The following is a 22,645-nucleotide window of genomic DNA, read 5'->3' on the forward strand; positions in this document are numbered from 1 at the left end:
CACCTCGTACTTTAAAGCCAGTCTATTTCGGTGATGGTTCTTTCTATCTCGGGAAAAGAGTCAATCAATTTAAGGGCATTTTGCAATTCCCTTTCAACCGGGACCTTTGATGAGGCAACACAGACGATGGCAATTTTGGTGCGTTGCCATACGTCCTGATAGCCTACCTCCGAAACCGAAAGATTATACCTGGTTTTCAAACGGGTGATAATCCGCTGTAAGACGGCCCGCTTGTCTTTCAATGAATGGGCGTCGTAGACCATGCACTCACATTCGGCAAGTCCGATGATCATTTACGCTCTATTTCTTCCATAATAAATGCTTCAATGATATCTCCTTCTTTAACATCATTGAAATTTTTAATGGTAATACCGCACTCATAACCTTGTGCTACTTCTTTAGCATCATCCTTGAAACGTTTAAGGGCATCAATTGTTCCTTCAAAAGTGACTACGCCATTTCTGATCAAGCGGATTCCGCTGTCACGAGTGATTTTTCCATCAATGACATAAGAACCTGCAATCGTACCAACTTTTGATACTTTAAACGTCTGGCGAACTTCAGCCTGGCCGATAATTTTTTCCTCGAATTCAGGATCAAGCATTCCCTTCATCGCTGCTTCGATTTCTTCAATTACCTTATAGATAATGCGGTGAAGGCGAACATCAACTTTTTCAGCTTCAGCTGCGCGCTTCGCATTCACATCCGGACGGACATTGAAGCCGATAACGATCGCATTTGATGCAGCAGCAAGGCTAATATCCGACTCATTAATAGCACCTACCGCAGTATGGATGATGCGGATATTGACTCCCTGAACATCGATTTTTTGAAGGGAAGCAGCCATCGCTTCAGCAGAACCTTGAACGTCTGCTTTAATAATAACGTTTAGGTCTTTCATTTCCCCTTGTTTCAGCTGTTCAAACAAATTATCAAGGCTGACACGGGATTTTTCACCGCGCTGTGCAACAACTGCCTGCTGGGAGCGAGCTTCACCAACCTGGCGTGCTGTTTTTTCATCTGGCAATACGACAAAACGGTCACCAGCCTGTGGAACATCACTTAAACCCGTAATTTCAACTGGTGTAGATGGACCGGCTTCTTTTACGCGGCGACCCAGGTCATTAACCATGGCACGAACACGGCCAAAGTATTTCCGACAACAATCGGATCTCCGATGCGAAGTGTTCCGTTTTGTACTAATAGGGTTGCCACTGATCCGCTGCCTTTATCCAATTGAGCTTCAATAACAGTTCCAACAGCATTCCGGTTAGGGTTAGCTTTGTATTCTTCTACTTCACCTACAAGCAGGATCATTTCTAGAAGAGTATCGATTCCTTCGCCTGTTTTTGCAGACAGTGGAACAAAAATAGTGTCTCCACCCCATGCTTCCGATACAAGGCCATGTTCTGTCAGCTCCTGCATCACTTTGTCAGGGTTTGCGGCTTCTTTATCCATTTTGTTGACTGCTACAATGATTGGTACTTCAGCAGCTTTAGCGTGGTTGATCGCTTCTACTGTCTGAGGCATTACACCATCATCTGCTGCAACGACAAGAATGGTAATGTCAGTGATTTTCGCACCGCGGGCACGCATAGTTGTAAACGCAGCATGTCCTGGAGTGTCAAGGAACGTAATTTTCTTTCCGTTTTCGACAACCTGGTAGGCACCAATGTGCTGTGTAATCCCGCCAGCTTCGCCTTCTGTAACCTTAGTGTTACGGATGGAATCAAGCAAGGTAGTTTTACCATGGTCAACGTGGCCCATGATCGTAACGACAGATGGCCTTTCAATGAGGTTTTCAGATGAATCCTCAGTGAAGTAAACCTCTAGGTCAGTTACATCAATTTTGATTTCTTCTTCGACCTCGACACCATATTCACTCGCAATCAATTCAATTGCATCTTTATCAAGTTCCTGGTTAATGGTAGCCATTACGCCAAGAAGGAAAAGTTTTTTAATGATTTCTGATGGTTCTCGGTGCAGCTTTTTACCAAGCTCTGCTACCGTTAAAGATTCACTGAATGTGATTTTTGAAGGCAGTTCTCTTTCCTTTTTAGGCTGCTGCTGAACCTGCTGGGATTGATGCTGCGGACGTTTATTATTATTGTTTCTTTGCTGATTGTTGTTTCGTCCTTTTCCTTTATTGAAATTGGACTTCGCTGGCTGATCACTTTTCTTTACTTCTTTAACTTTCGCAGCAGTCGTATTTACCTTCACGATAGAAGGAGCCACATTTTTATCATCATCATCTTCAAAAGCCACGGCTTTAGTCTTAGGAACAACTTGAGCCGGAAGCCTTTGCTGTGACTGTGCCGGCCTTTGGTTAGGACGCTGTCCCTGACCTTGCTGGCCGCCTTTTTGCTGTTGGCCTTGGGCTTTCGCAGCTACCTTTTCTTCTTTCTTATTATAGATCGCCTCCAGTTTCACAAATGCATCATCTTCAATTGTTGCCATGTGATTTGAAACCTCTATATTCATATCCTTAAGCTTTAAAATTACATCTTTACTTGAAACATTATATTTTTTTGCGTATTCATATACACGCGTTTTACTCATACTTTCACCCCCGCTAGAATTAATCGAGCAACGTCACCAGCTTATTGGCAAATCCATCATCCATTACAGCAACTACTACGCGGGCCTCTTTACCAATCGCTTGACCAAGAAGATGGCGATCTTCCACTAATTTATATGGAACTTCATAGGATTTACATTTATCTGTAATTTTTTTTGTCGTATTTGCAGATGCATCTGCCGATAATAAAATGAGCTTTGCTTTGCCGCTTCGGATTTCCTTAACGGCTAGCTCCTCACCTGATATAATTTTCCGTGCCCGATTGGCTAAGCCAAGCAATGACATCCACTGAGTCTGTTTCATCAGGTTTGTCGTTTCTCCTTCTCTATGAGCTCCAGGAGCTCTTCATATACAGTATCATCAATTTGAGTTTGCAGATGATTAGATAAGGTGTTTTTTTTCCTGGCTAAAAGGACAGCTTCCTTGTCCTTTGACAGGTAAGCACCCCTGCCTGACTTTTTCCCGGTCAGGTCTACAGATACTTCCCCTTCTTTTGAGCGAACGATGCGAACGAGTTCTTTTTTCGGCTTCATTTCACCGGTTGCCACACATTTGCGCATTGGAACCTTTTTCACGATCATTCACCCCATCTCACTCTAAATCTAAATCTAGATCTTCATTGTAGTCATCATCTTCAGAAACCACATCATCTTCAAAAAGTCTGAAAGACTCTTCACGAGGATATATCCCCATTTCACGGGCATCTGTCTCTGATTTGATATCAATTTTCCACCCTGTTAATTTGGCAGCAAGGCGTGCGTTTTGTCCACGTTTTCCGATTGCCAGTGAAAGCTGATAATCAGGAACAACGACGGTTGTAGCCTTATCTGCTTCATTCACCATAACATCAAGAACCTTTGAAGGGCTAAGTGAGTTGGCTACGAAGATAACAGGATCGTCGGACCATTTTACGATGTCTATTTTTTCACCCTTTAATTCGTTAACAACGGCTTGAACCCTTGTACCCTTTGGACCGACACATGAACCAACCGGATCGACCTCAGAATTTTCTGAGTGAACCGAAATTTTAGAGCGGTCTCCAGCTTCACGGGCAACTGATTTGATTTCTACTGTTCCGTCGTAAATCTCTGGAACTTCTATTTCAAATAATCGCTTCAACAGGCCTGGGTGTGTACGTGATACAAAAATTTGCGGCCTTTTGGTTGTTTTCTCAACCTTTGTGATGAATACTTTAATGCGGTCATGAGGCTTATAGCGCTCATTTGGCATTTGCTCATTTAGCGGCAGAAGCGCTTCAATTTTCCCAAGGCTGACATAAATGAATTTCGAATCAAGCCTTTGGACGATACCAGTCATAATATCTTCTTCACGGTCAATGAATTCAGAATAAATGATACCTCTTTCCGCTTCTCTCACTCGCTGTGTTACAACCTGTTTAGCCGTTTGGGCTGCAATCCGCCCAAAATCCTTTGGTGTTACTTCCATTTCAACCACATCTTCAACCTGGTAATTTGGATTTACACGCTGAGCATCTTCGATTGAAATTTCAAGACGTGGATCAAATACTTGATCGACAACGTCCTTTCTGGCAAAGACTCTCATTAGTCCATTTTGCAGATTCAAGTCAATTCTAACATTTTGTGCCTGATTGAAGTTACGGCGGTATGCGGATATAAGTGCTGCTTCGATAGCTTCAATCAAGACATCTCTGGAAATGCCTTTTTCTTTTTCCAGTAATGTAAGAGCATCTAATAATTCACTGCTCATGAGATTGTATCCCCCTTTTAACCTCTAATTCCATTTTAGATCAGCCGAATGTAACGGCAAGACGAGCACTGGCAACTTTTTCATATGGAATTTCCATCATTTTTTTGCGAGTTTTTATTTGCAGCTCGAGTTTGACTGTCTGACCATCAAATTCCATCAGCATGCCTTCAAAGTTTTTCTCACCGTCAATCGGTTCATAGGTCTTGATATGGACTTTTTTCCCGATTGCTCTTTCAAAATCTTTCTCTTTCTTAATAGGCAGTTCTGCCCCTGGAGAAGAAACTTCAAGAAAATAGTTATGTGGAATAGGATCAAGCTCATCAAGTTTTTCACTTAATTTCTCGCTGACGGTTCCGCAATCTTCGATATCAACACCATTTTCCTTATCGACATAGACGCGAAGGAACCAGTTTTTCCCTTCCTTTACATATTCCAATTCTACCAGCTCTAAGCCAAGGTCATCGACAATCGGCAAAACAAGTTCTTCAACCACTTCCGTTACTTTACTCATATTTAACCTCCTTTTCTAATACTTCTTATCCATATTTTACGTATTTAACGGGAAGTTTCAATTCTTGCCTTTTATGGCTTTTGATATTAAAAAAAAGGCGCACACAATACGAAAGAGTGGGTTTCCCCACTCTTGAACACGAGAGTATTTCTTAGTATTTCCAATAAAACTATACCATAACCATTTACTATATGCAAATGAATTAGCCCTGCAAAACGCGTAATGACGCCTTTAAACGGCATTTAAAATAATGACAGCTGGTTTTGTTCTGGCAGTGCATCAAGACATCCCTGCTTGTCGAGATACTCTAAAATTGTCTTAGAAACTTTACCTCGCTGCTGCAGATCTTCCTTCGATAAAAACTCACCATCACCGCGCGCTTTGACAATGTTAACGGCGGCATTCGTGCCGAGACCCGGAATCGAATTAAATGGAGGAATCAGTGTATTGTCCTCGATAATGAATTCTGATGCTGATGACTTATATAGATCTATTTTCTGAAAAGCAAATCCGCGTTCTGTCATTTCCAATGCGAGTTCCAGCACGGTCAGGAGGTTTTTCTCTTTCGGAGCTGCATCAAGGCCTTTTGCATTGATTTCCTCTACCTTGGACCGGATTGATTCTGAACCCCTTGCCATCGCTTCGATGTCAAAGTCTTCCGCACGGACCGTAAAGTATGCTGCGTAATATAAAAGCGGATGGTGCACTTTAAAATAAGCAATCCGGACAGCCATTAAAACATAGGCAGCGGCATGCGCTTTCGGGAACATGTATTTAATTTTTTTACAAGAATCAATATACCATTCCGGTACTTCGTTTTTGCGCATCTCAGCTTCCATATCTTCTGAAAGGCCTTTACCTTTACGTACTGACTCCATAATTTTAAATGCAAAGGCTGGATCCAGTCCCTGGTAAATCAAATACACCATGATATCATCACGACAGCCGATTACTTCGCTCAGATTACATATTTTGTTATGGATTAATTCCTGGGCGTTGCCAAGCCAAACATCCGTCCCATGTGATAGCCCTGAGATTTGAACTAGTTCAGAGAAAGTCGTAGGCTTCGTATCTTCAAGCATCTGCCTTACAAATCTCGTACCAAATTCCGGAATGCCTAGTGTACCTGTTTTACACATAATTTGCTTTTCTGTTACACCCAGTGATTCTGTACCGCTAAAAATCTTCATGACTTCAGGGTCATCTGTCGGAATCGTTTTAGGGTCAATTCCACTTAAATCCTGAAGCATACGGATAACTGTCGGATCATCGTGTCCAAGGATATCCAATTTCAGTAAATTATCATGAATTGAATGGAAGTCAAAATGAGTTGTCTTCCATTCAGATGTGCTGGCATCAGCTGGAAATTGGATTGGCGAAAAGTCATAAATATCCATATAATCCGGAACAACGATTATCCCGCCTGGATGCTGGCCCGTCGTCCGTTTTACCCCTGTACATCCTGATGCCAGTCTATCAATCTCAGCACCGCGTAAAGTTAGGTTATTATCCTGCTGGTACGCTTTTACGTAACCAAAAGCCGTTTTATCGGCAACCGTTCCGATTGTTCCCGCACGATATACATTATCCTCACCGAAAAGCACCTTGGTATAATTGTGTGCCCGTGGCTGATATTCACCAGAGAAGTTCAAGTCAATATCGGGAACCTTATCCCCTTTGAAGCCAAGGAAGGTTTCGAAGGGAATGTCATGGCCGTCTTTTCTGTATTTTCCACCGCACTCTGGACAGTTCTTATCTGGAAGGTCAAAGCCTGAGCCGACCGAGCCGTCATTAAAGAATTCAGAATGCTTACATGCCGGGCACACATAATGTGGAGGCAATGGGTTTACCTCTGTAATTTCTGTCATGGTTGCAACAAAGGATGAACCAACAGAACCCCGCGACCCTACAAGATACCCATCATTAAGCGATTTTTTTACGAGCTTATGTGAGATGAGATAAATAACCGCAAATCCATGCCCGATGATACTTTTTAGTTCTTTTTCAAGACGGGCTTCAACGATTTCAGGAAGATTATCACCATAGATGCTGCGAGCCATCGAGTAGCTCATTTCTCTCATTTCTTCATCTGCCCCCTCAATTCTAGGGGTGTAAAGATCATCCTTAATTGGCTTAATTACGTCAATCATATCAGCAATTTTGTTAGTATTCCCTACAACAATTTCTTTTGCCTTTTCAGCGCCAAGGAAGGAAAATTCGTCGAGCATTTCATTAGTCGTCCTAAAATGTACATCAGGAAGCTGATGCCTGTTCAGGGGATTAGCACCGCCCTGTGAATTCACCAATATTTTGCGGTATATTTTATCATTTTCATTTAAGTAATGGACATTTCCTGTTGCCGCTACCGGAAGGCCCAGTTTATCGCCAAGCTTGACGATATTTGAGATTATCTCTTCCAGCGCTTTTCTGTCCCTTACTAATTCCATTTCAATTAAAGGTGCGTATACCGGTTTTGGATGCACTTCAAGATAATCATAGAAACGCGCTGTTTCCTCGACTTCATCCGGTGATTTTTGCATCATGCCTTCAAAAACTTCGCCCCTGTCACAGCCGGACCCCACCAGCAGTCCTTCCCGGTACTTTTGAAGCACTGAGCGCGGGATTCTTGGAACACGGTAAAAGTATTCCAGGTGGGAGATCGATACCAATTTAAACAGGTTTTTTAAGCCAATTTCGTTTTGGGCAAGCAAGGTACAGTGATGTGGGCGTGCCCGCTGAAAAGCGTTCCCCTTGCCCATATTATCATTAAATTGATCATGGTATTCGATGCCCTTTTCAAGAGCATCCTTTAGCATTTTCAAAAGCAAATATCCTGTTGCTTCCGCATCATAAATCGCCCTGTGGTGCTGTGTCAGTTCCACATCGAATTTTTTGGCAAGCGTATTTAAACGGTGGTTTTTCATTTCAGGATAAAGGAAACGAGCCAGTTCAAGAGTATCAATGACTGGATTTGACGCCTTTTCCATTCCTATTTTTTTATAGCCGACATTTAAAAATCCCATATCAAAGGAAGCATTGTGTGCAACTAGAATGGAATCCTCTGCCCAGTCATAGAACCTTTTAAGAACATCTCCTATTTCTGGCGCGTTCTGTACAAGATCGTCCGTAATACCCGTCAGATTTATTGTAGTAGCGGAAAGCCGATGGTGGGGATTTGCAAACGATTCAAACCTGTCAATAATTTCCCCATCTCTGATTTTCACTGCCGCCAATTCGATAATTGTGTCATAAACTGCTGACAGACCTGTTGTTTCAACGTCAAAAACGACAAAGGTATCTTCTGGCAGGAAGCGGTGTTTATCATTGTAGGCAATCGGAACACCATCATTAACAAGATTGACCTCCACACCGTAAAGAATTTTAATATCATTCTTTTTTCCTTCGCCAAACGCTTCAGGAAATGACTGTGCAACCGCATGGTCGGTAATCGCTATGGCTTTATGGCCCATTTTTTCGCCTGGGAAACAAGCGCTTTTACTGGTGAAACGGCATCCATCTGGCTCATTGGAGTGTGAAGATGCAATTCGACCCGTTTTTCATTTTCTGGAGCAGTATCCTTGCGCTGTACCGGCTTAATTTCATTTATATCATTGCCGATCATGACAAGGTCTCTTACAAAGGTATCATTTTGAATACTTCCTCTGACTTTGACCCACATACCCTTTTGAACATGCTGATAAAGGGCTGCGTCCTCTTTATCCCGGGAAAACATTTTGACCATGATAGAGCTTGTATAGTCCGTAACCTTAAAGGTAAGCAGGGTTCTGCCGCTGCGGAGCTCTTTTGTTTCCGCGTGAAAAATATAGCCTTCAACCATTACACGTCTCTCTTCATCGACAATATCGATCAAGCTGCGGAATTCCTTATCATCCTTGATGGTTATGCCGATAGTAAGCGGACCATTTGGCGCATCTCCGCCATTTTGGTCCTTATCTGCTTCACGTTTTTGCATTTCTACCATAGCAAGCAGAGCCCGTTCCTGATCCTCTTTCTGCTTCTGCTCCAAAAACTTTTCATATTCTTCATTTTTTTCGCCAGTTTGAATTTCCGTGTCAATTACGAAATAAGGAAATCCAAAGGTTTGATATATATTATTGATCATACCTGAGTATTTCTGCTTGATTGTCATTCCTTCTGTTTCGTTACGAACCGAAAGAAGAAGCTTTGTCCCTTGAATTCGGGGTGTCTGTTCATGTAAAAGCTTTAATAGTGGAGGGGAAATTCCATCAATCTCTTGAATGCAGCTTTTCCAATAGTCAAGAATGAGCTTTTCATCAAAAGCTGGTTCTGTTACTTGAATGCTGAATGAGATATTGGCAATATGTGAAAAAGTCTGTTCGAGCTGGGCAGTGAACCGGCTAAAGACGCTGCATGGCAATATTTTTTCAAATAAAAATTCAAAATGCCATTTACGAGCTTTCTTTTCAACCAAAACCCTTTCAATCTGTGCATTTTGGAAATGAATTACTACAGCATCCTCCGTCAGTTGCAGCTGCTGGAGCAAGAGTTGGAATCGCCCTATTTTGCCTTCGGCATGGTCGCTCATCGTTCTCTCTCCCATCTATACTTTACTTTCTATCTCAACAAATAAGATTGTTTTATAAATGATTTCAAAAGGATATTATATCACAAGAAAGTTCCTAATTCGGCTGTTTTCGACACAATCCATCAAATAAAAAAATGGATGCCGTTTCAATCGAACGGCATCCTTGGCTATCTAGAGATTCTTAAGCATTTCTGTAACAGTTTCTAAAAGTTCGTCTTTATGGACTTCAACCATTTCACCCGTATTTCGGATTTTCACTTCAACGATTCCTTCTGTTGCTTTTTTGCCGACGGTAATTCGGATTGGCAAACCAATAAGGTCAGAATCTGCGAATTTAACTCCTGGGCGCTCCTGGCGGTCATCAAAAAGGACTTCGAAACGATTTTGTCCAAGCTCTTTATACAATTCATTTGCAAGGCTTGACTGCATTTCATCCTTCATGTTGATCGCAATTAAATGCAGCTGGTATGGTGCGATATTGGCCGGCGAAACCAATCCATTTTCATCATTGAATTGTTCTGCAACAGCTGCTAGCGTACGGGATACACCAATACCATAGCATCCCATAATCATCGGCTGCGATTTACCATTCTCATCTAAATATGACGCATTCATCGCTTCACTGTAACGTGTTCCCAATTTAAAGACATGGCCCACTTCAATGCCCTTAGCAAACACAATCGTACCTTGCCCGTCTGGTGATGGGTCTCCCTCTTTAATGAAGCGGAGATCAGCATACTGATTTACTTCGAAATCACGATCGGCATTGACATTGATGAAATGGAAATGCTCTTCATTCGCACCGCATACTCCATTCACAACTGATTTAACTGCGCGGTCAGCAACAATCTGTACTTCTTTGACTCCAATTGGTCCAAGCGAACCGACCGGACAGGATAGTACTTCTTTTGTTTCCTCTGCCCCTGCCAATTCAACATTTGAAGCTTCCAGCAGATTTTTAAGCTTAATATCATTTACTTCATGATCGCCGCGAACCAATACTGCAACATATTGCTCGTCCACTTTAAATAAAAGAGTTTTTATGCAATCTTCAGGGGTAACATTTAAGAAAGATGCCACATCTTCAATCGTTTTTTGGTTTTCAGTTTTTACTTTTTCTAATTCATATAAAGGTACATCTTTTCTTGTATAGTCCATAACTACAGGCGCCATTTCGATATTGGCAGCAAAATTGGAAGAATCGGAATAAGCAATGGTATCCTCACCTACATCGGATAAAACCATAAATTCATGTGTATCTTTTCCGCCCATCGCTCCAGAATCAGCAATAACAGCTCGGAAGTTGAGCCCACAACGGCTAAAAACATTTGAATAAGCCACAAAAAGCTTATTATACACCTCATCAAGGCTTTCCTGCGAAGAATGGAACGAGTAAGCATCCTTCATCACAAATTCTCTGCCGCGCAGCAACCCAAAACGGGGACGTTTTTCATCGCGGAACTTTGTTTGAATTTGATATAAAGTAAGCGGAAGCTTTTTATAGGATTTCACTTCATCACGTACAAGGCTTGTTATAACCTCTTCGTGTGTTGCACCAAGAGCAAACTCACGGTCATTCCGATCCCTCAATCTCATGAGCTCAGGACCATAGCTGTACCATCTGCCAGACTCCTGCCAAAGTTCTGCCTGCTGAAGGGCTGGCATTAACAGCTCAACTGCATCTGCTCCGTCCATTTCTTCGCGCACAATAGACTCCACTTTCTGCAGGACCCTTTTGCCAAGCGGCAAAAAGCTATAAATTCCGCTTGCATTCTGACGTATAAAACCTGCCTTTAATAATAATTGGTGGCTTCTTACTTCTGCGTCAGCAGGGATTTCCCTTAGAGTTGGGATTAGAGTTAAACTTTGCTTCATTTCCTGCACCTTCTTTTCCTAAACTTGTAAGAACCGCTGCACCCTATGGATGAACAGCGGTCCCGTTAATTGTTCTAATTTTAAAAGCCTTAATAATTATTTCAAGAAAAACTTCTGGATATCATTCCATGTAACTACCAGCATCAAGAGCATAAGGAGTGCAAAACCGATAAAATGAACCATGCCTTCTTTTTGGCGGTCAATCGGCTTTCCTCGTAATGCCTCAACTGCAAAGAATAATAATCGGCCTCCATCCAATGCAGGGATTGGCAGCAAGTTCATAATACCAAGATTGATACTTAACAAAGCGGCCCATCTCATTAAATTATAAACTCCAGTCTTGGCAACTTCGCCTGTGGAAGCATAAATACCCATTGGACCTGATAATTTGTCGATTGAGAAATGCCCTGTTATGAGCTTGCCAAGCTGTACAAATATTTCCTTCGTTACAAAGACGGTTTCATCGTAGCCGTATTTAATTGCCTTAGCCGGAGATTTTTCTACTGGATTGTAGACTCCAACAATACCGTATTTTTTACCCTCAATCTTCTTCTCTGTAGGGGTTACACGTATTTCCATGTCTTTCCCGTTTCTCTTTATCGAAAAATCAAGCTGCTTTCCAGGATTTTTGCGAATGATTTCAACTATATCCTGCCAGCTGGAAATTTCCGCTCCACTAATGCTCTGGACTATATCTCCCTGTTTCAAACCTGATTGAAGTGCAGCTCCATCAGGTGTTAATTCACCAAGCTTCGGATCGTTTGATGGAACACCTTGCATAAGTGCAATAATGATAAATACAACAAAAGCGAGAATGAAGTTCATCATTGGTCCTGCAAAAATAGCCATGGTTCTCTGGCCCAGTGTTTTCGAACCGAACTGCCTGTCAAGAGGGGCGATTTGCGATTCAACTCCATCTTCAACAATAGCAGCAGAGGAATTAACAGCAAAGGTTTTCAGGTTTTCTGCGTCATCTTCGGGATACCCTTTAATAATCAGATCCTTTTCGATATCTGCATATTCTACCTCGACAATACGAGCATGAGGAAACTTTTCTTTATTATTCAGGATGATTTTGTTTACCTTTTCTTCCTGGTCAAACATTAAACCAATTCGATGGCCCGGTTTGATTTCAACCATCTCGGGGTCTTCCCCTGCCATACGGACAAAGCCTCCAATAGGAAGTAAACGAATGGTATAAGTTGTTTCGCCTTTCTTATGTGAAAACACCTTCGGCCGAAGCCAATAGCAAATTCACGGCATAAGATTCCAGCTCTTTTCGCAAACACAAAATGTCCTAACTCATGAAAGAACACGAGGGCGCCGAAGATAACGATAAAGGCAATAACTGTACTCAAAAATAAAACCACCTTTTATAAGGATTAAGAAAGTTTCCTTTCACCTTGAAAATGTATTGCAATTATTGCTTTTTTCAAAGAAGTGAGCAGACGTACTTTCTCGTTTCTTTATCAACCTCTTGTATAACTTCGAGGCTTGGATTTTCTATCGTTTGATGGGCGCTTAATGCTTGTTCAATTAAATCTTCAATCTTCAGAAAGCTGATTTTACCTTCCAGAAATGCTGCAACAGCAGCCTCATTGGCTGCGTTCATTACCGCAGGCAAACTGCCTCCTCTTTTGCCTGCTTCAAAGGCAAAGCGCAAGCAGCGGAAGCGTTCAAAGTCCATTTTTTGAAAATGAAGTGAACCGATTTCAGCCAGGTTTAATCGTTTCGATGATAGGAGCGGTGCCCTGTCAGGATGGGTTAGCGCGTATTGAATCGGAACTCTCATATCAGGCGTTCCTAATTGAGCGATAATACTGCTATCATGGAATTCTACCATTGAATGGATAATGCTTTCCCTGTGCAAAAGAACATCTATCTTTTCATATGGCATCGAAAATAGCCAGTGTGCCTCGATAACTTCCAGTCCCTTGTTCATCATGGTTGCTGAATCGATGGTTATTTTTGCACCCATCGACCAATTTGGATGATTAAGTGCATCCTGAACTGTTACGCCTTCTAGTTCACTCCGGCTTTTGTCCCGAAAGCTTCCCCCTGAGGCTGTTAAAATCAGACGTTCTATGTTTTTAGACTGTTCGCCTTGAAGAGCCTGGAAAATGGCTGAATGCTCACTATCAACAGGAAGGAGTGAAACACCATATTTCCTTGCAGCTTCCATTACGAGATGGCCAGCAGTAACAAGCGTTTCTTTATTGGCAATCGCAATTGTTTTCCCGCATTCTATGGCTTTTAGTGTAGGATAAAGCCCCACACTGCCTAATACGGCATTTACCAGAATATTCGCTTTATCATAGACCGCAACCTCTGTCAGCCCTTCTTCTCCAAAAGTAAAACGGGACTGTGGAAATTCCGCTTTAAGTGTCTCATAATCCTGTTTTTCCTGGACAGAAACAAGCTCAGGCTGGAAGTCAGCAATAATTTTTCTTGCCAAGTCGATATTTCTCCCTACAGAGAGGGCAGCAAGCCTGAATTCCTCTTGATGCTCTTTTATGATATCTAAAGTCTGGGTACCGATTGAACCGGTAGCTCCTAACAAACTAATGAACTTCAACTATTTTTCAACTCCTAGGTGTTAAGGACAATTTAAAACAGGTGGAAAAAGTGCAGTAATGGCCAAACAAAAATCAGGCTGTCAAACCGGTCAAGGATTCCACCATGGCCAGGGAGAATATTTCCTGAATCCTTTACATTATAATGCCGTTTAAAAGCTGATTCAACCAAATCGCCTAGCTGGCCAAACACAGACAATACCGCCGTAATTCCAATAAGCTGCCATATTGATGCGTCAATATCCGTAAATAAAACGAACAGCACCGCAACAACTAATGCGCATATCACTCCACCAAGAGAGCCTTCAACTGTTTTATTCGGGCTGATTTCAGGCCATAATTTTCTCTTCCCCATCGCTTTTCCGATAAAGTAGGCTCCGGAATCTGTTGCCCATATCATAAAGAGGGAATAAAAAATGTAAACGAGACCGCCTTCTTGTCTGGTTTCATTAAAAAAATAAAATCCAATGCCAACATAAACCGCCGAAAATATAGAAAACGCAGCATCTTCAAATGTAAAGCGATTCTTAGTAAGCACTGTATAAATTAAATATAGAAAAACGGCCAAAATGGCCAGTTCCGTTTTCGAATAGTAAAAATCACCCCATATACCCTGGTATTCACGAGGAAGCATAAACACCCATAGAGTAAGGACTGATATGATCCCGGGAACAGACAGGATATTGATTTTCCTCATTTTCAGAAGCTCGTATAAGCCAATTGTCGCAAGCAAATATGCTAAAATGGTTACTGGAAGTCCACCGTATATAACAATTGGTAAAAATAGTGCCGCTGCAATGACTGCTGTTACAATTCTTTGCTTCATATTAAATTCAACACCTTTTTCAAACTCCTCCAAAGCGGCGCTGGCGGCTTTGGAATGCCTCGATTGCTTCCACTAAATGCTCTTCATTAAAATCTGGCCATAATACATCGGTAAACCAGAATTCTGTATACGCCAGCTGCCAGAGCATAAAGTTACTCAGCCTGATTTCTCCGCTTGTGCGAATTAACAGATCCGGGTCATCCAATTCGGATGTCATCAGGTAGGAAGAAAAATTTTCTTCATTTAATTGGTTTTCATCTATTATTCCACTTTTTGAGTCAATTAAGACACGCTTTACTGCATCAATTATTTCAGCACGGCTTCCATAATTCAGTGCGAAATTTAAAACTAATCCATTATTATCTTTTGTATCATCAATTGCTTTTTCAAGAGCCTTAAGCGTATGTATAGGAAGCTGCTCTTTATAACCGATCATTTTAACTTGAACGTTTTCTTCTATTAGTTCCGGCAGGAAAGTCCCAAGAAATTCCTCGGGCAGTTTCATCAGATAATCCACTTCATTTTTGGCCTTTTCCAATTTTCTGTAGAAAAAGCATATAATGTCAGCGTTTTGAGTCCAAGCTGATTTGCCAGTTTTGTTGTTTTTCGGACAACCTTCATTCCTTCATGATGGCCTGCAATTCTTGGCAAGGCCTCTTCTTTGCCCATCTTCCATTACCATCCATGATAATCGCAACATGGCCAGGTACAGGAAGCTTCTTTATTTCCTCAATTCTTTCTCGGAGAGTGGAAGAGGTATTCTGATTATTCTTCCAAAGCTTTATTCTATTTAACATAACATTGCTCCTCCAAATAAAATTGATCGTTTCCTCCGAAGCAGACCAATCCCCTTATGCTTGAATCAAATACATTCATGTATTTGCCATATGTTCCTATCATACCAAAAAAACAGAAAGATATCTCTATTAAATAACTTATGTACAAGAGTTCCAATAAAGAAGGGCAAAATACTTCCCGGTCACCGATCACTATTTATTTGAACATTCAAGTGCTTTAATCCCTAAAAAAGCTGAAAAAACCCCCTTTAATAGAGGGGGAGAATAACCATAAAGTCCGGGCACAATTTGTGCCCAGATTCGACTTACTCAAGAAGACTCGTTATACTTCCATAACTTCTTTTTCTTTATCCTTGGTAAGCTGATCAATTTTTGTAATATACTCATCCGTCATCTTTTGGATGTCATCAGAATAGCCTCTTAGTGCATCTTCAGTGATTTCACCATTTTTTTCAAGCTTTTTCAAATCGTCATTGCCATCACGGCGAATGTTTCGGATTGCCACTTTTGCTTCTTCTGATTCTTTTTTAATTACCTTTACAAGCTCTTTCCGGCGTTCCTCTGTAAGCTGCGGAATCATGATGCGGATAATAGAACCGTCATTTGAAGGGTTTAAACCCAGGTCAGATTTTAAAATCGCTTTTTCAATATCACCTAGAATCGACTTATCATAAGGCTGGATTACAAGCAATCTTGCTTCAGGAACCGAGATGCCTGCCACTTGGTTCACTGGTGTTGGAGCTCCGTAATAATCAACTGTGATTCTGTCCAAAAGAGACGCGCTTGCTCTGCCTGCACGAATACTCGCAAGCTCACGTGTATAAGACTGGATTGCTTTTGTCATTCTGTCTTTTGTAGCGGCTATAACTTGCTTTGGCATTATTATTTCCCCCTTACAATTGTTCCGATTTTTTCACCCATAACAGCACGTTTAATGTTCCCTTTTTCCATAATAGAGAAGACAATCAGCGGAATATCGTTATCCATACATAGAGAAGAAGCTGTTGAATCCATGACTGCAAGACCTTCCTTGATGACATCAAGATAAGTTAATTGATCGTATTTAGTGGCATTTTTGTCTAAACGAGGATCAGCAGAATAAACTCCATCAACATTGTTTTTTGCCATTAAAATAACCTCAGCCTCAATTTCAGCTGCTCTTAATGCTGCAGTTGTGTCAGTTGAGAAATAAGGATTTCCTGTTCCTGCTGCAAAAATGACAACACGCTTTTTCTCAAGATGCCTGATCGCACGTCTTCTGATATATGGCTCAGCAACTTGGCGCATTTCAATGGAAGTCTGAACACGGGATTCAACTCCATATTGCTCCAGGCTGTCCTGAAGTGCAAGTGAGTTCATTACAGTCGCAAGCATTCCCATATAATCGGCTGTTGCCCTGTCCATGCCCATTTCGCTTCCTATTTTTCCTCGCCAAATATTACCGCCGCCGACAACCACTGCTACTTCTACACCTAGTTCGGCAATTTCCTTTACCTGGCCTGCAATCGATTTAATAACAGAAGGATGAATTCCGAAGCTCGTTTCTCCTGCAAGTGCTTCACCGCTTAATTTCAATACAACGCGTTTGTATTTTGGATTGCCCATGTGTACCTCCATATGTAATTTCTTAAAGCATGCCGTATAGAATGATTCGTCCTATTCATATGCTCTTTTTTCTTTAAAAATAGGGAACACAAAGTGTCCCCTATTTTCAACTTATTTCAACTGATTCCTTTAAAGGAATTATTGTTTATTTACCTGGTTCATAACTTCTTCAGCGAAATTGTCTTCGCGTTTTTCGATACCTTCTCCAACTGCGTAACGTACGAACTCACGAATTGTAGCGCCTTTTGATTCAACATATTGGCGTACTTTTAAATCAGGGTTTTTAACGAATGTCTGGTCAAGAACACATACGTCTTCAAAGTATTTGCCAAGACGGCCTTCAACCATTTTAGCTACGATATTTTCTGGCTTGCCTTCGTTAAGAGCTTGTTGAGTCAAGATTTGACGCTCATGCTCGATTTCTTCCTGTGATACTTCGTCACGGGAAACATACTTAGCTCCTAGTGCAGCGATGTGCATAGAAACGTCTTTAGCAACCGCTGAATCTGTTGTGCCTTCAAGCACTGTAAGAACGCCAATACGGCCGCCAGCATGCAAGTATGCACCAAAAGCGTCGTTATCTGTTTTTGTTTTCACTTCAAAGCGGCGAAGAGTCAGTTTTTCCCCGATCTTAGCAATCGCAGCATTGATATGGTCCGCAACAGTTGCGCCGTTTTCCATTGTTTGAGCAGAAGCCTCTTCTACGCTTGCAGGCTTGTTGTTAAGAAGGTGTGTAGCCAATTCTTTTACAAGAACCTGGAAGCCTTCATTTTTAGCAACGAAATCTGTTTCAGAGTTTACTTCTAGAATAACAGCTTCATTTCCTTCTTCAAGGATGAAAGTTGTACCTTCAGCTGCAATGCGGTCTGCTTTTTTAGCAGCAGAAGCAATACCTTTTTCACGAAGGAAATCAATCGCTTTGTCCATGTCACCATCAGTTTCAGTAAGCGCCTTTTTGCAATCCATCATTCCAGCGCCTGTTTTTTCACGTAATTCTTTAACCATTTGAGCAGTAACTGCCATAATAATACGTCCTCCTTTAGTTTGAATATGTACCCATATTTTAGCCATATTTGGCTTGACTTAACATGGTTTGTTTTCTTTAGCAAAAATAGCCGGGTTTTCTTTAAAAAAAGGTGATAAAGGGTGCTCCCTCTTATCACCTTTTTATGTTTACAACGAATAATTATTCAGCAGCTGCGACTTCTTCGCCTTGCTTTGCTTCAAGGATAGCGTCAGCCATTTTGCCTGTTAATAGTTTAACAGCGCGGATAGCGTCATCGTTTGCTGGAATAACAACATCGATTTCATCTGGATCACAGTTTGTATCGACAATTCCTACGATAGGAATGTTCAATTTCTTAGCTTCTGCAACAGCGATACGCTCTTTGCGTGGGTCGATGATGAATAAAGCATCTGGAAGTTTCTTCATGTCTTTAATTCCGCCTAGGAATTTTTCAAGACGTTCTTGTTCTTTCTTCAATTGAACAACTTCTTTTTTAGGAAGGACTTCGAAAGTGCCATCTTCAGACATTCTTTCGATATCTTTCAAACGGCCAATACGCTTTTGGATTGTTTCGAAGTTTGTTAATGTACCGCCTAACCAGCGTTGGTTAACGAAGTACATGCCAGAACGGCCTGCTTCTTCTTTAACAGAATCCTGAGCTTGTTTCTTAGTTCCTACGAAAAGGATTGTTCCACCGTTACCAGCAAGGTCCTTAACCCAGTTATAAGCTTCTTCAACCTTTTTAACTGTTTTTTGAAGGTCGATGATGTAGATGCCGTTACGCTCAGTGAAGATATATTTCTTCATCTTAGGGTTCCAACGGCGAGTTTGGTGTCCGAAGTGTACACCAGCTTCAAGCAATTGTTTCATTGAAATGACTGACATTGTAGTTCCTCCTACGGTTTTTATTTTCCTCCGCCCATCTCATTTTCAAACAGAAACTGTATAAACAGCACCATCTGTTTAAATCCATGAGCGTGTGTATTAACACCATGTCATAATATAGCACAAGTCAGAAATACAATCAAGCTATTCCTGCGTATTTTGATGAAATTTAAGTAAAAGCTCTATTTCTGTTTTCCCACGCTTAAGATTTTTGGCAATTTCTTCTTCTGTTAAACCTTGTTTTGCTAAACTTTTAACCTGATTAATAAGAAATTCTGCATCCGAGACAGGCAGACTGTTTTCTTCAGGTGGTGTTATTTCAGCGGGTTTATTCACCAAGTTCGTTTGATAGGCTTTGGCTGCTTGCAGCCTGATTGTATTCGAGGTATTAAGTGGCTGCGCCTTAATTTCATTTGTTTTCTGTTCGGCTGTTGTACTCAATGTATCCTCAGTGATTCTTTTTTCAAATGATGGCAAAGGAATCTTTTTATTAAGCCTGTTAAACTTATTTAGGAAGTCTTCATTTTCTTCCTTCATTTCAAAAAGGTAGGAAGAAATCATTTCCTCCATTTCTTTAATCATTTTTTCCTGTCTTTTTTCTACTTCGGCCAGGCGATTCTGTCTTGTATATAATACGATGACTGCATAAATCGTCAAGCCGTTTAAAAGAAAACTGATAAATAAAAGAAAAGTATTCATTCTACCCCTCTATCCACTAAAATCAATAATCGTCCCTTTGTATGGATGTTTCTCTGGTAGGTTTTCTGGGTGCTCTGAGGAACGAAGATTTTGATTTTTCTTACGTTCATTGCTGTTTTGCTGTGAACCATGTCCATCCTGATTTAATTCAGCCTGTCCTTTCTGTTCTTGCTTAACAACTGTTGAACGGGCTTGATCCTCTATCTTTTGCATCTCTAGGGCGGCATGATCATTTGCGATTTGCCCTCGATGCTGCAGCTGTTCCTGAATCTTCCCTGCTTCATAAGTTCTCGGCAATGCAATTTGCAATTCGACTAACTTGAGACTCATGCTATCACCCAATTTATGTATTCATTTTTCACTACAAAGAAAGGTATGGTCCATACTCCAAATTGCCTCTCTTATTTTATTAATGAATCGCTTTCTCCAGTGAGTGCCTCAGTTTAAAAAGGCCTTGGAGTGAATTTGCGAGATTCTCGAGGTTGACAGATTCATTACCTGTCCAATCTCTGTAAGCGTTAATTCTTCTTTATAAAATAGGCTGATGATCAGCTGTTCTTTGTCATTCAGGCTGCCAATCTGCCGGGATAGATTTTCAAACAGTTCGTCCTTTAATAGCTTGTCTTCAGGAAGTTCAGCCTTGTCATCTTTTAAAATAAAAGATGCTCCATCCTTTTCATCCTGTTCTGACGGCTGTTCATCAATCGATAATACGTTCGCGTAAAAATGCTCATTCATTGTGGAACAAACCTCATCTTCCTCCATCCCCAATTCGCTGGCAATGTCTGCTGATGTGACTGTTCCCATGTTCCGCTGTTCAAGCCGCTCTATGGCTGCTTCAATTTTTTTCGCCTTATCCCTTGTCGTTCTTGGTAGCCAATCTTCTTTTCTTAGGCCATCTATAATCGCGCCTCTGATTCGAAAGGAAGCGTAAGTATCAAATTTCAAATCCCTTGTGTAGTCGAATTTTTCAAGCGCATCGTACAGCCCTATCATACCAAGGCTTTTCAAATCATCCCTGGATACATTTTTCGGCAAGCCGACCGATATTCGCTGAACATGGTAAGAGACGAGAGGCATATACTTTTTCACTAGAAAGTTGCCTGCATTCGCATCCCTGGTATTAATCCATTTTTCCCAGTTCGATTGTTCTTCTGATGCAGAAGCCTGTACCATTCTACTCCTCCTTATTGCTATCAATCTAACGGCACATCATTATACTGCCATTATACCAAATAATTGCCAGGGTAATAGAAGCTTCATATTTCCTATTTTTTGAATAGCGCAAGCGCTAGTTTATAGAAAACAAGCCACTCTCCCGCAGAAGAATGGCTTTGGCGATCCTAAAAGCAAACGGGTTAAAAGCTAAATTTCATGAGTACCTTTGTTAACGGTCCGAACCATTAAACTCCCTTTTCTCGGATCAAATTCAATTGTTCGTCCGCTGTTTCCGCCAACATCTTCTGCCAGAATAGGGATTCTTAGCTTCTCCAATTCACTTTTGACAGCTTCGACATTTCTACGCCAATTCTCATCATGTCACTCCCTGATGTAAATTGGAACATTTGAGCGCCTCCAGCTATCTTAGCTGTAAGTGACGCGGTTCTTGCCCCTTTTTCTTTAAGCATGGAAACAAGCTGAACTAACGCAGTATCTGCATATTTAGCCTGGTTAAATTCCTCCTGTTTCGCAAGACTCGACGTTGGCAGCATAATATGGGCAAGCCGGCGATTTCCCTCGCCAAATCGTATAAAACCACTCCAACACATGACCCCAGCCCTGAGGTCCTAATTAAATCTGGAGCTTTCACAAGTTTCACATCAGCAATGCCTACTTTGACAACATTTAGGCATTTATCCATTTTCTTTAACTCCGAGTGATTTAAAAATCGTCCTAAAGGAATCAGGATCAGGAAGCATAAAGAAATGACCCCTAACTGTACCAGCCGCCTCAACAATATCTTCTTTGAAAGCAGTATCGATGACTATGGCAAAATCACTGACTTGAGAATGCTCCATTAAGCCAGAACTAATGATTGCTCCTACCATATCGATGCTTAATGCAGGAACAGATGGATATAATGATAAATTCGTAAAATCCGATAATGCCGATAAATACGAACCAATTAATATATTGCCCAGTTCCTGCAGTGCTGAAAGTGCAATTTCGTTATACGGTAAATTTGAAAAGGAAAATTCCTCTTTTCCGATCATTTGCTGGATAAAATTCTCTGCCTGGGAAAGGGGCAGGATAAAGAACATATTACCAGGCGCTTCTCCCTCGATTCTTAGAAAAACGCTGGCTGCGGTATTCTCGGAGCCCCCTGCCATTTCTACCATTTCATCAAAGGATACAATTTGTACATTCGGTACATTCATTTCGATTTTTTTATTTAAGAGCTTGGATAAAGCGGTAGCCGCATTTCCAGCTCCGATATTTCCTATTTCTTTTAGTAAATCAAGGTGTATTGACGAAAATTGATTAATAAATCCCATATGTTCACCTTTATCCCTCAGTTCCTATGGGACCCTCCAGTTTATCATTCAGTACCTTGGAAAGATCAAGGAGTATTAACAGCCTTTTCTCAATTTTCACGACGCCATTTATGTATGGTGTATCCATTCCCCCAACAATCACAGGCGGAGGTTCAATTGAATCAGCACTCACATCAAGGACATCATTTGCAGAGTCCACAATGAGGCCAACTTCCATTTCGTCCAGCGCCGCGATTATAACTCTGGTGCTGTCAGTAAATGCCTCTTCATCGATTTGAAATCTTTTCCGCAAATCGATAATTGGCGTTACCACTCCCCGTAAATTAATGACGCCCTTTACAAATGGAATGGTTCCTGGGACACGCGTAATATGCTGTACTTTTTCAATGGATCGCACCTGGTTCACGGGTATAGCGTATTCTTTATCCTTTAATTGAAAAACGATAATTTTAACATCCGAAGTCAATGTTTCAGTCACTATGGTCCACCCCTATACAATC

16 protein-coding genes and 6 pseudogenes are annotated in these 22,645 nt (G+C 41.3%); all 22 read right to left on the reverse strand.

Going from position 1 to position 22,645, the window contains the following annotated elements; all coding sequences use genetic code 11:
* Positions 1-11 precede the first annotated feature (11 nt).
* The 22 genes and pseudogenes from RCG23_RS04015 to RCG23_RS04120 all read right to left on the reverse strand — a co-directional run bounded on the left by RCG23_RS04015 (position 12) and on the right by RCG23_RS04120 (position 22,623).
* Entirely contained in the window at positions 12-293 is a 282-nt protein-coding gene (locus tag RCG23_RS04015) for a DUF503 domain-containing protein (RefSeq protein WP_308178692.1), read from the reverse strand.
* A pseudogene (gene infB, locus RCG23_RS04020) lies at positions 290-2,559 on the reverse strand (translation initiation factor IF-2). The gene RCG23_RS04015 and the pseudogene infB overlap by 4 nt, the downstream one beginning before the upstream one ends.
* A 19-nt stretch (positions 2,560-2,578) precedes the next feature.
* Positions 2,579-2,881, reverse strand: coding sequence for a YlxQ family RNA-binding protein (locus RCG23_RS04025; protein WP_308178693.1), 303 nt, complete (start codon positions 2,879-2,881; stop codon positions 2,579-2,581).
* The gene (gene rnpM, locus RCG23_RS04030; RefSeq protein ID WP_374049842.1) at positions 2,881-3,138 is read right to left on the reverse strand and encodes an RNase P modulator RnpM; all 258 of its coding nucleotides are present in this window, start codon (positions 3,136-3,138) and stop codon (positions 2,881-2,883) included. The genes RCG23_RS04025 and rnpM overlap by 1 nt, the downstream gene beginning before the upstream one ends.
* Before the next feature lie 31 nt (positions 3,139-3,169).
* On the reverse strand, positions 3,170-4,306 hold the full coding sequence (nusA, locus tag RCG23_RS04035; protein ID WP_308178695.1) for a transcription termination factor NusA: 1,137 nt from the start codon (positions 4,304-4,306) through the stop codon (positions 3,170-3,172).
* Positions 4,307-4,346: 40 nt separating this feature from the next.
* The gene (gene rimP / locus RCG23_RS04040) at positions 4,347-4,817 is read right to left on the reverse strand and encodes a ribosome maturation factor RimP (RefSeq protein WP_308178696.1); all 471 of its coding nucleotides are present in this window, start codon (positions 4,815-4,817) and stop codon (positions 4,347-4,349) included.
* A gap of 242 nt (positions 4,818-5,059) precedes the next feature.
* A pseudogene (locus tag RCG23_RS04045) lies at positions 5,060-9,384 on the reverse strand (PolC-type DNA polymerase III).
* Between the two features lie 171 nt (positions 9,385-9,555).
* Positions 9,556-11,259 carry a proline--tRNA ligase gene (locus tag RCG23_RS04050; protein WP_308178697.1) on the reverse strand — a complete coding sequence of 568 codons (1,704 nt, stop codon included), beginning with the start codon at positions 11,257-11,259 and terminating at the stop codon, positions 9,556-9,558.
* A 96-nt stretch (positions 11,260-11,355) separates the two neighbouring features.
* Positions 11,356-12,629 (reverse strand): annotated as a pseudogene (gene rseP / locus RCG23_RS04055) (RIP metalloprotease RseP).
* Between the two features lie 62 nt (positions 12,630-12,691).
* Positions 12,692-13,834 (reverse strand): 1-deoxy-D-xylulose-5-phosphate reductoisomerase, encoded by a 1,143-nt coding sequence (gene dxr / locus RCG23_RS04060; RefSeq protein ID WP_308178698.1) that lies wholly within the window; start codon positions 13,832-13,834, stop codon positions 12,692-12,694.
* 32 nt (positions 13,835-13,866) lie between these two features.
* Positions 13,867-14,658, reverse strand: a complete 792-nt coding sequence (locus RCG23_RS04065) for a phosphatidate cytidylyltransferase (RefSeq protein WP_308178699.1) — start codon at positions 14,656-14,658, stop codon at positions 13,867-13,869.
* 19 nt (positions 14,659-14,677) lie between these two features.
* Positions 14,678-15,455 (reverse strand): annotated as a pseudogene (locus RCG23_RS04070) (isoprenyl transferase).
* Positions 15,456-15,777: 322 nt separating this feature from the next.
* A complete protein-coding gene (gene frr, locus RCG23_RS04075) occupies positions 15,778-16,335 on the reverse strand; it encodes a ribosome recycling factor (RefSeq protein ID WP_308178700.1) in 558 nt (185 codons plus the stop codon).
* A 2-nt stretch (positions 16,336-16,337) separates the two neighbouring features.
* Positions 16,338-17,060 carry a UMP kinase gene (pyrH, locus tag RCG23_RS04080; protein WP_308178701.1) on the reverse strand — a complete coding sequence of 241 codons (723 nt, stop codon included), beginning with the start codon at positions 17,058-17,060 and terminating at the stop codon, positions 16,338-16,340.
* Between the two features lie 138 nt (positions 17,061-17,198).
* A complete protein-coding gene (gene tsf, locus RCG23_RS04085) occupies positions 17,199-18,083 on the reverse strand; it encodes a translation elongation factor Ts (protein ID WP_308178702.1) in 885 nt (294 codons plus the stop codon).
* Positions 18,084-18,246: 163 nt separating this feature from the next.
* On the reverse strand, positions 18,247-18,951 hold the full coding sequence (gene rpsB, locus RCG23_RS04090) for a 30S ribosomal protein S2 (protein ID WP_308178703.1): 705 nt from the start codon (positions 18,949-18,951) through the stop codon (positions 18,247-18,249).
* A 144-nt stretch (positions 18,952-19,095) separates the two neighbouring features.
* Positions 19,096-19,650 carry a hypothetical protein gene (locus tag RCG23_RS04095; RefSeq protein ID WP_308178704.1) on the reverse strand — a complete coding sequence of 185 codons (555 nt, stop codon included), beginning with the start codon at positions 19,648-19,650 and terminating at the stop codon, positions 19,096-19,098.
* Positions 19,651-19,659: 9 nt separating this feature from the next.
* Positions 19,660-19,980, reverse strand: a complete 321-nt coding sequence (locus RCG23_RS04100; RefSeq protein ID WP_308178705.1) for a hypothetical protein — start codon at positions 19,978-19,980, stop codon at positions 19,660-19,662.
* Between the two features lie 79 nt (positions 19,981-20,059).
* A pseudogene (locus RCG23_RS04105) lies at positions 20,060-20,826 on the reverse strand (FliA/WhiG family RNA polymerase sigma factor).
* A gap of 189 nt (positions 20,827-21,015) precedes the next feature.
* Positions 21,016-21,511: pseudogene (locus RCG23_RS04110) on the reverse strand (chemotaxis protein CheD).
* Entirely contained in the window at positions 21,504-22,145 is a 642-nt protein-coding gene (locus tag RCG23_RS04115) for a chemotaxis protein CheC (protein WP_308178706.1), read from the reverse strand. Before RCG23_RS04115 ends, RCG23_RS04110 begins: the two are co-directional and overlap by 8 nt.
* A gap of 10 nt (positions 22,146-22,155) precedes the next feature.
* Positions 22,156-22,623: a chemotaxis protein CheW gene (locus tag RCG23_RS04120; protein ID WP_308178707.1), complete on the reverse strand. Its 468-nt coding sequence runs from the start codon at positions 22,621-22,623 to the stop codon at positions 22,156-22,158.
* Positions 22,624-22,645 lie beyond the last annotated feature (22 nt).

The organism is Neobacillus sp. PS3-34, from assembly GCF_030915465.1.
Classification (GTDB): Bacteria; Bacillota; Bacilli; order Bacillales; family Cytobacillaceae; genus Neobacillus_A.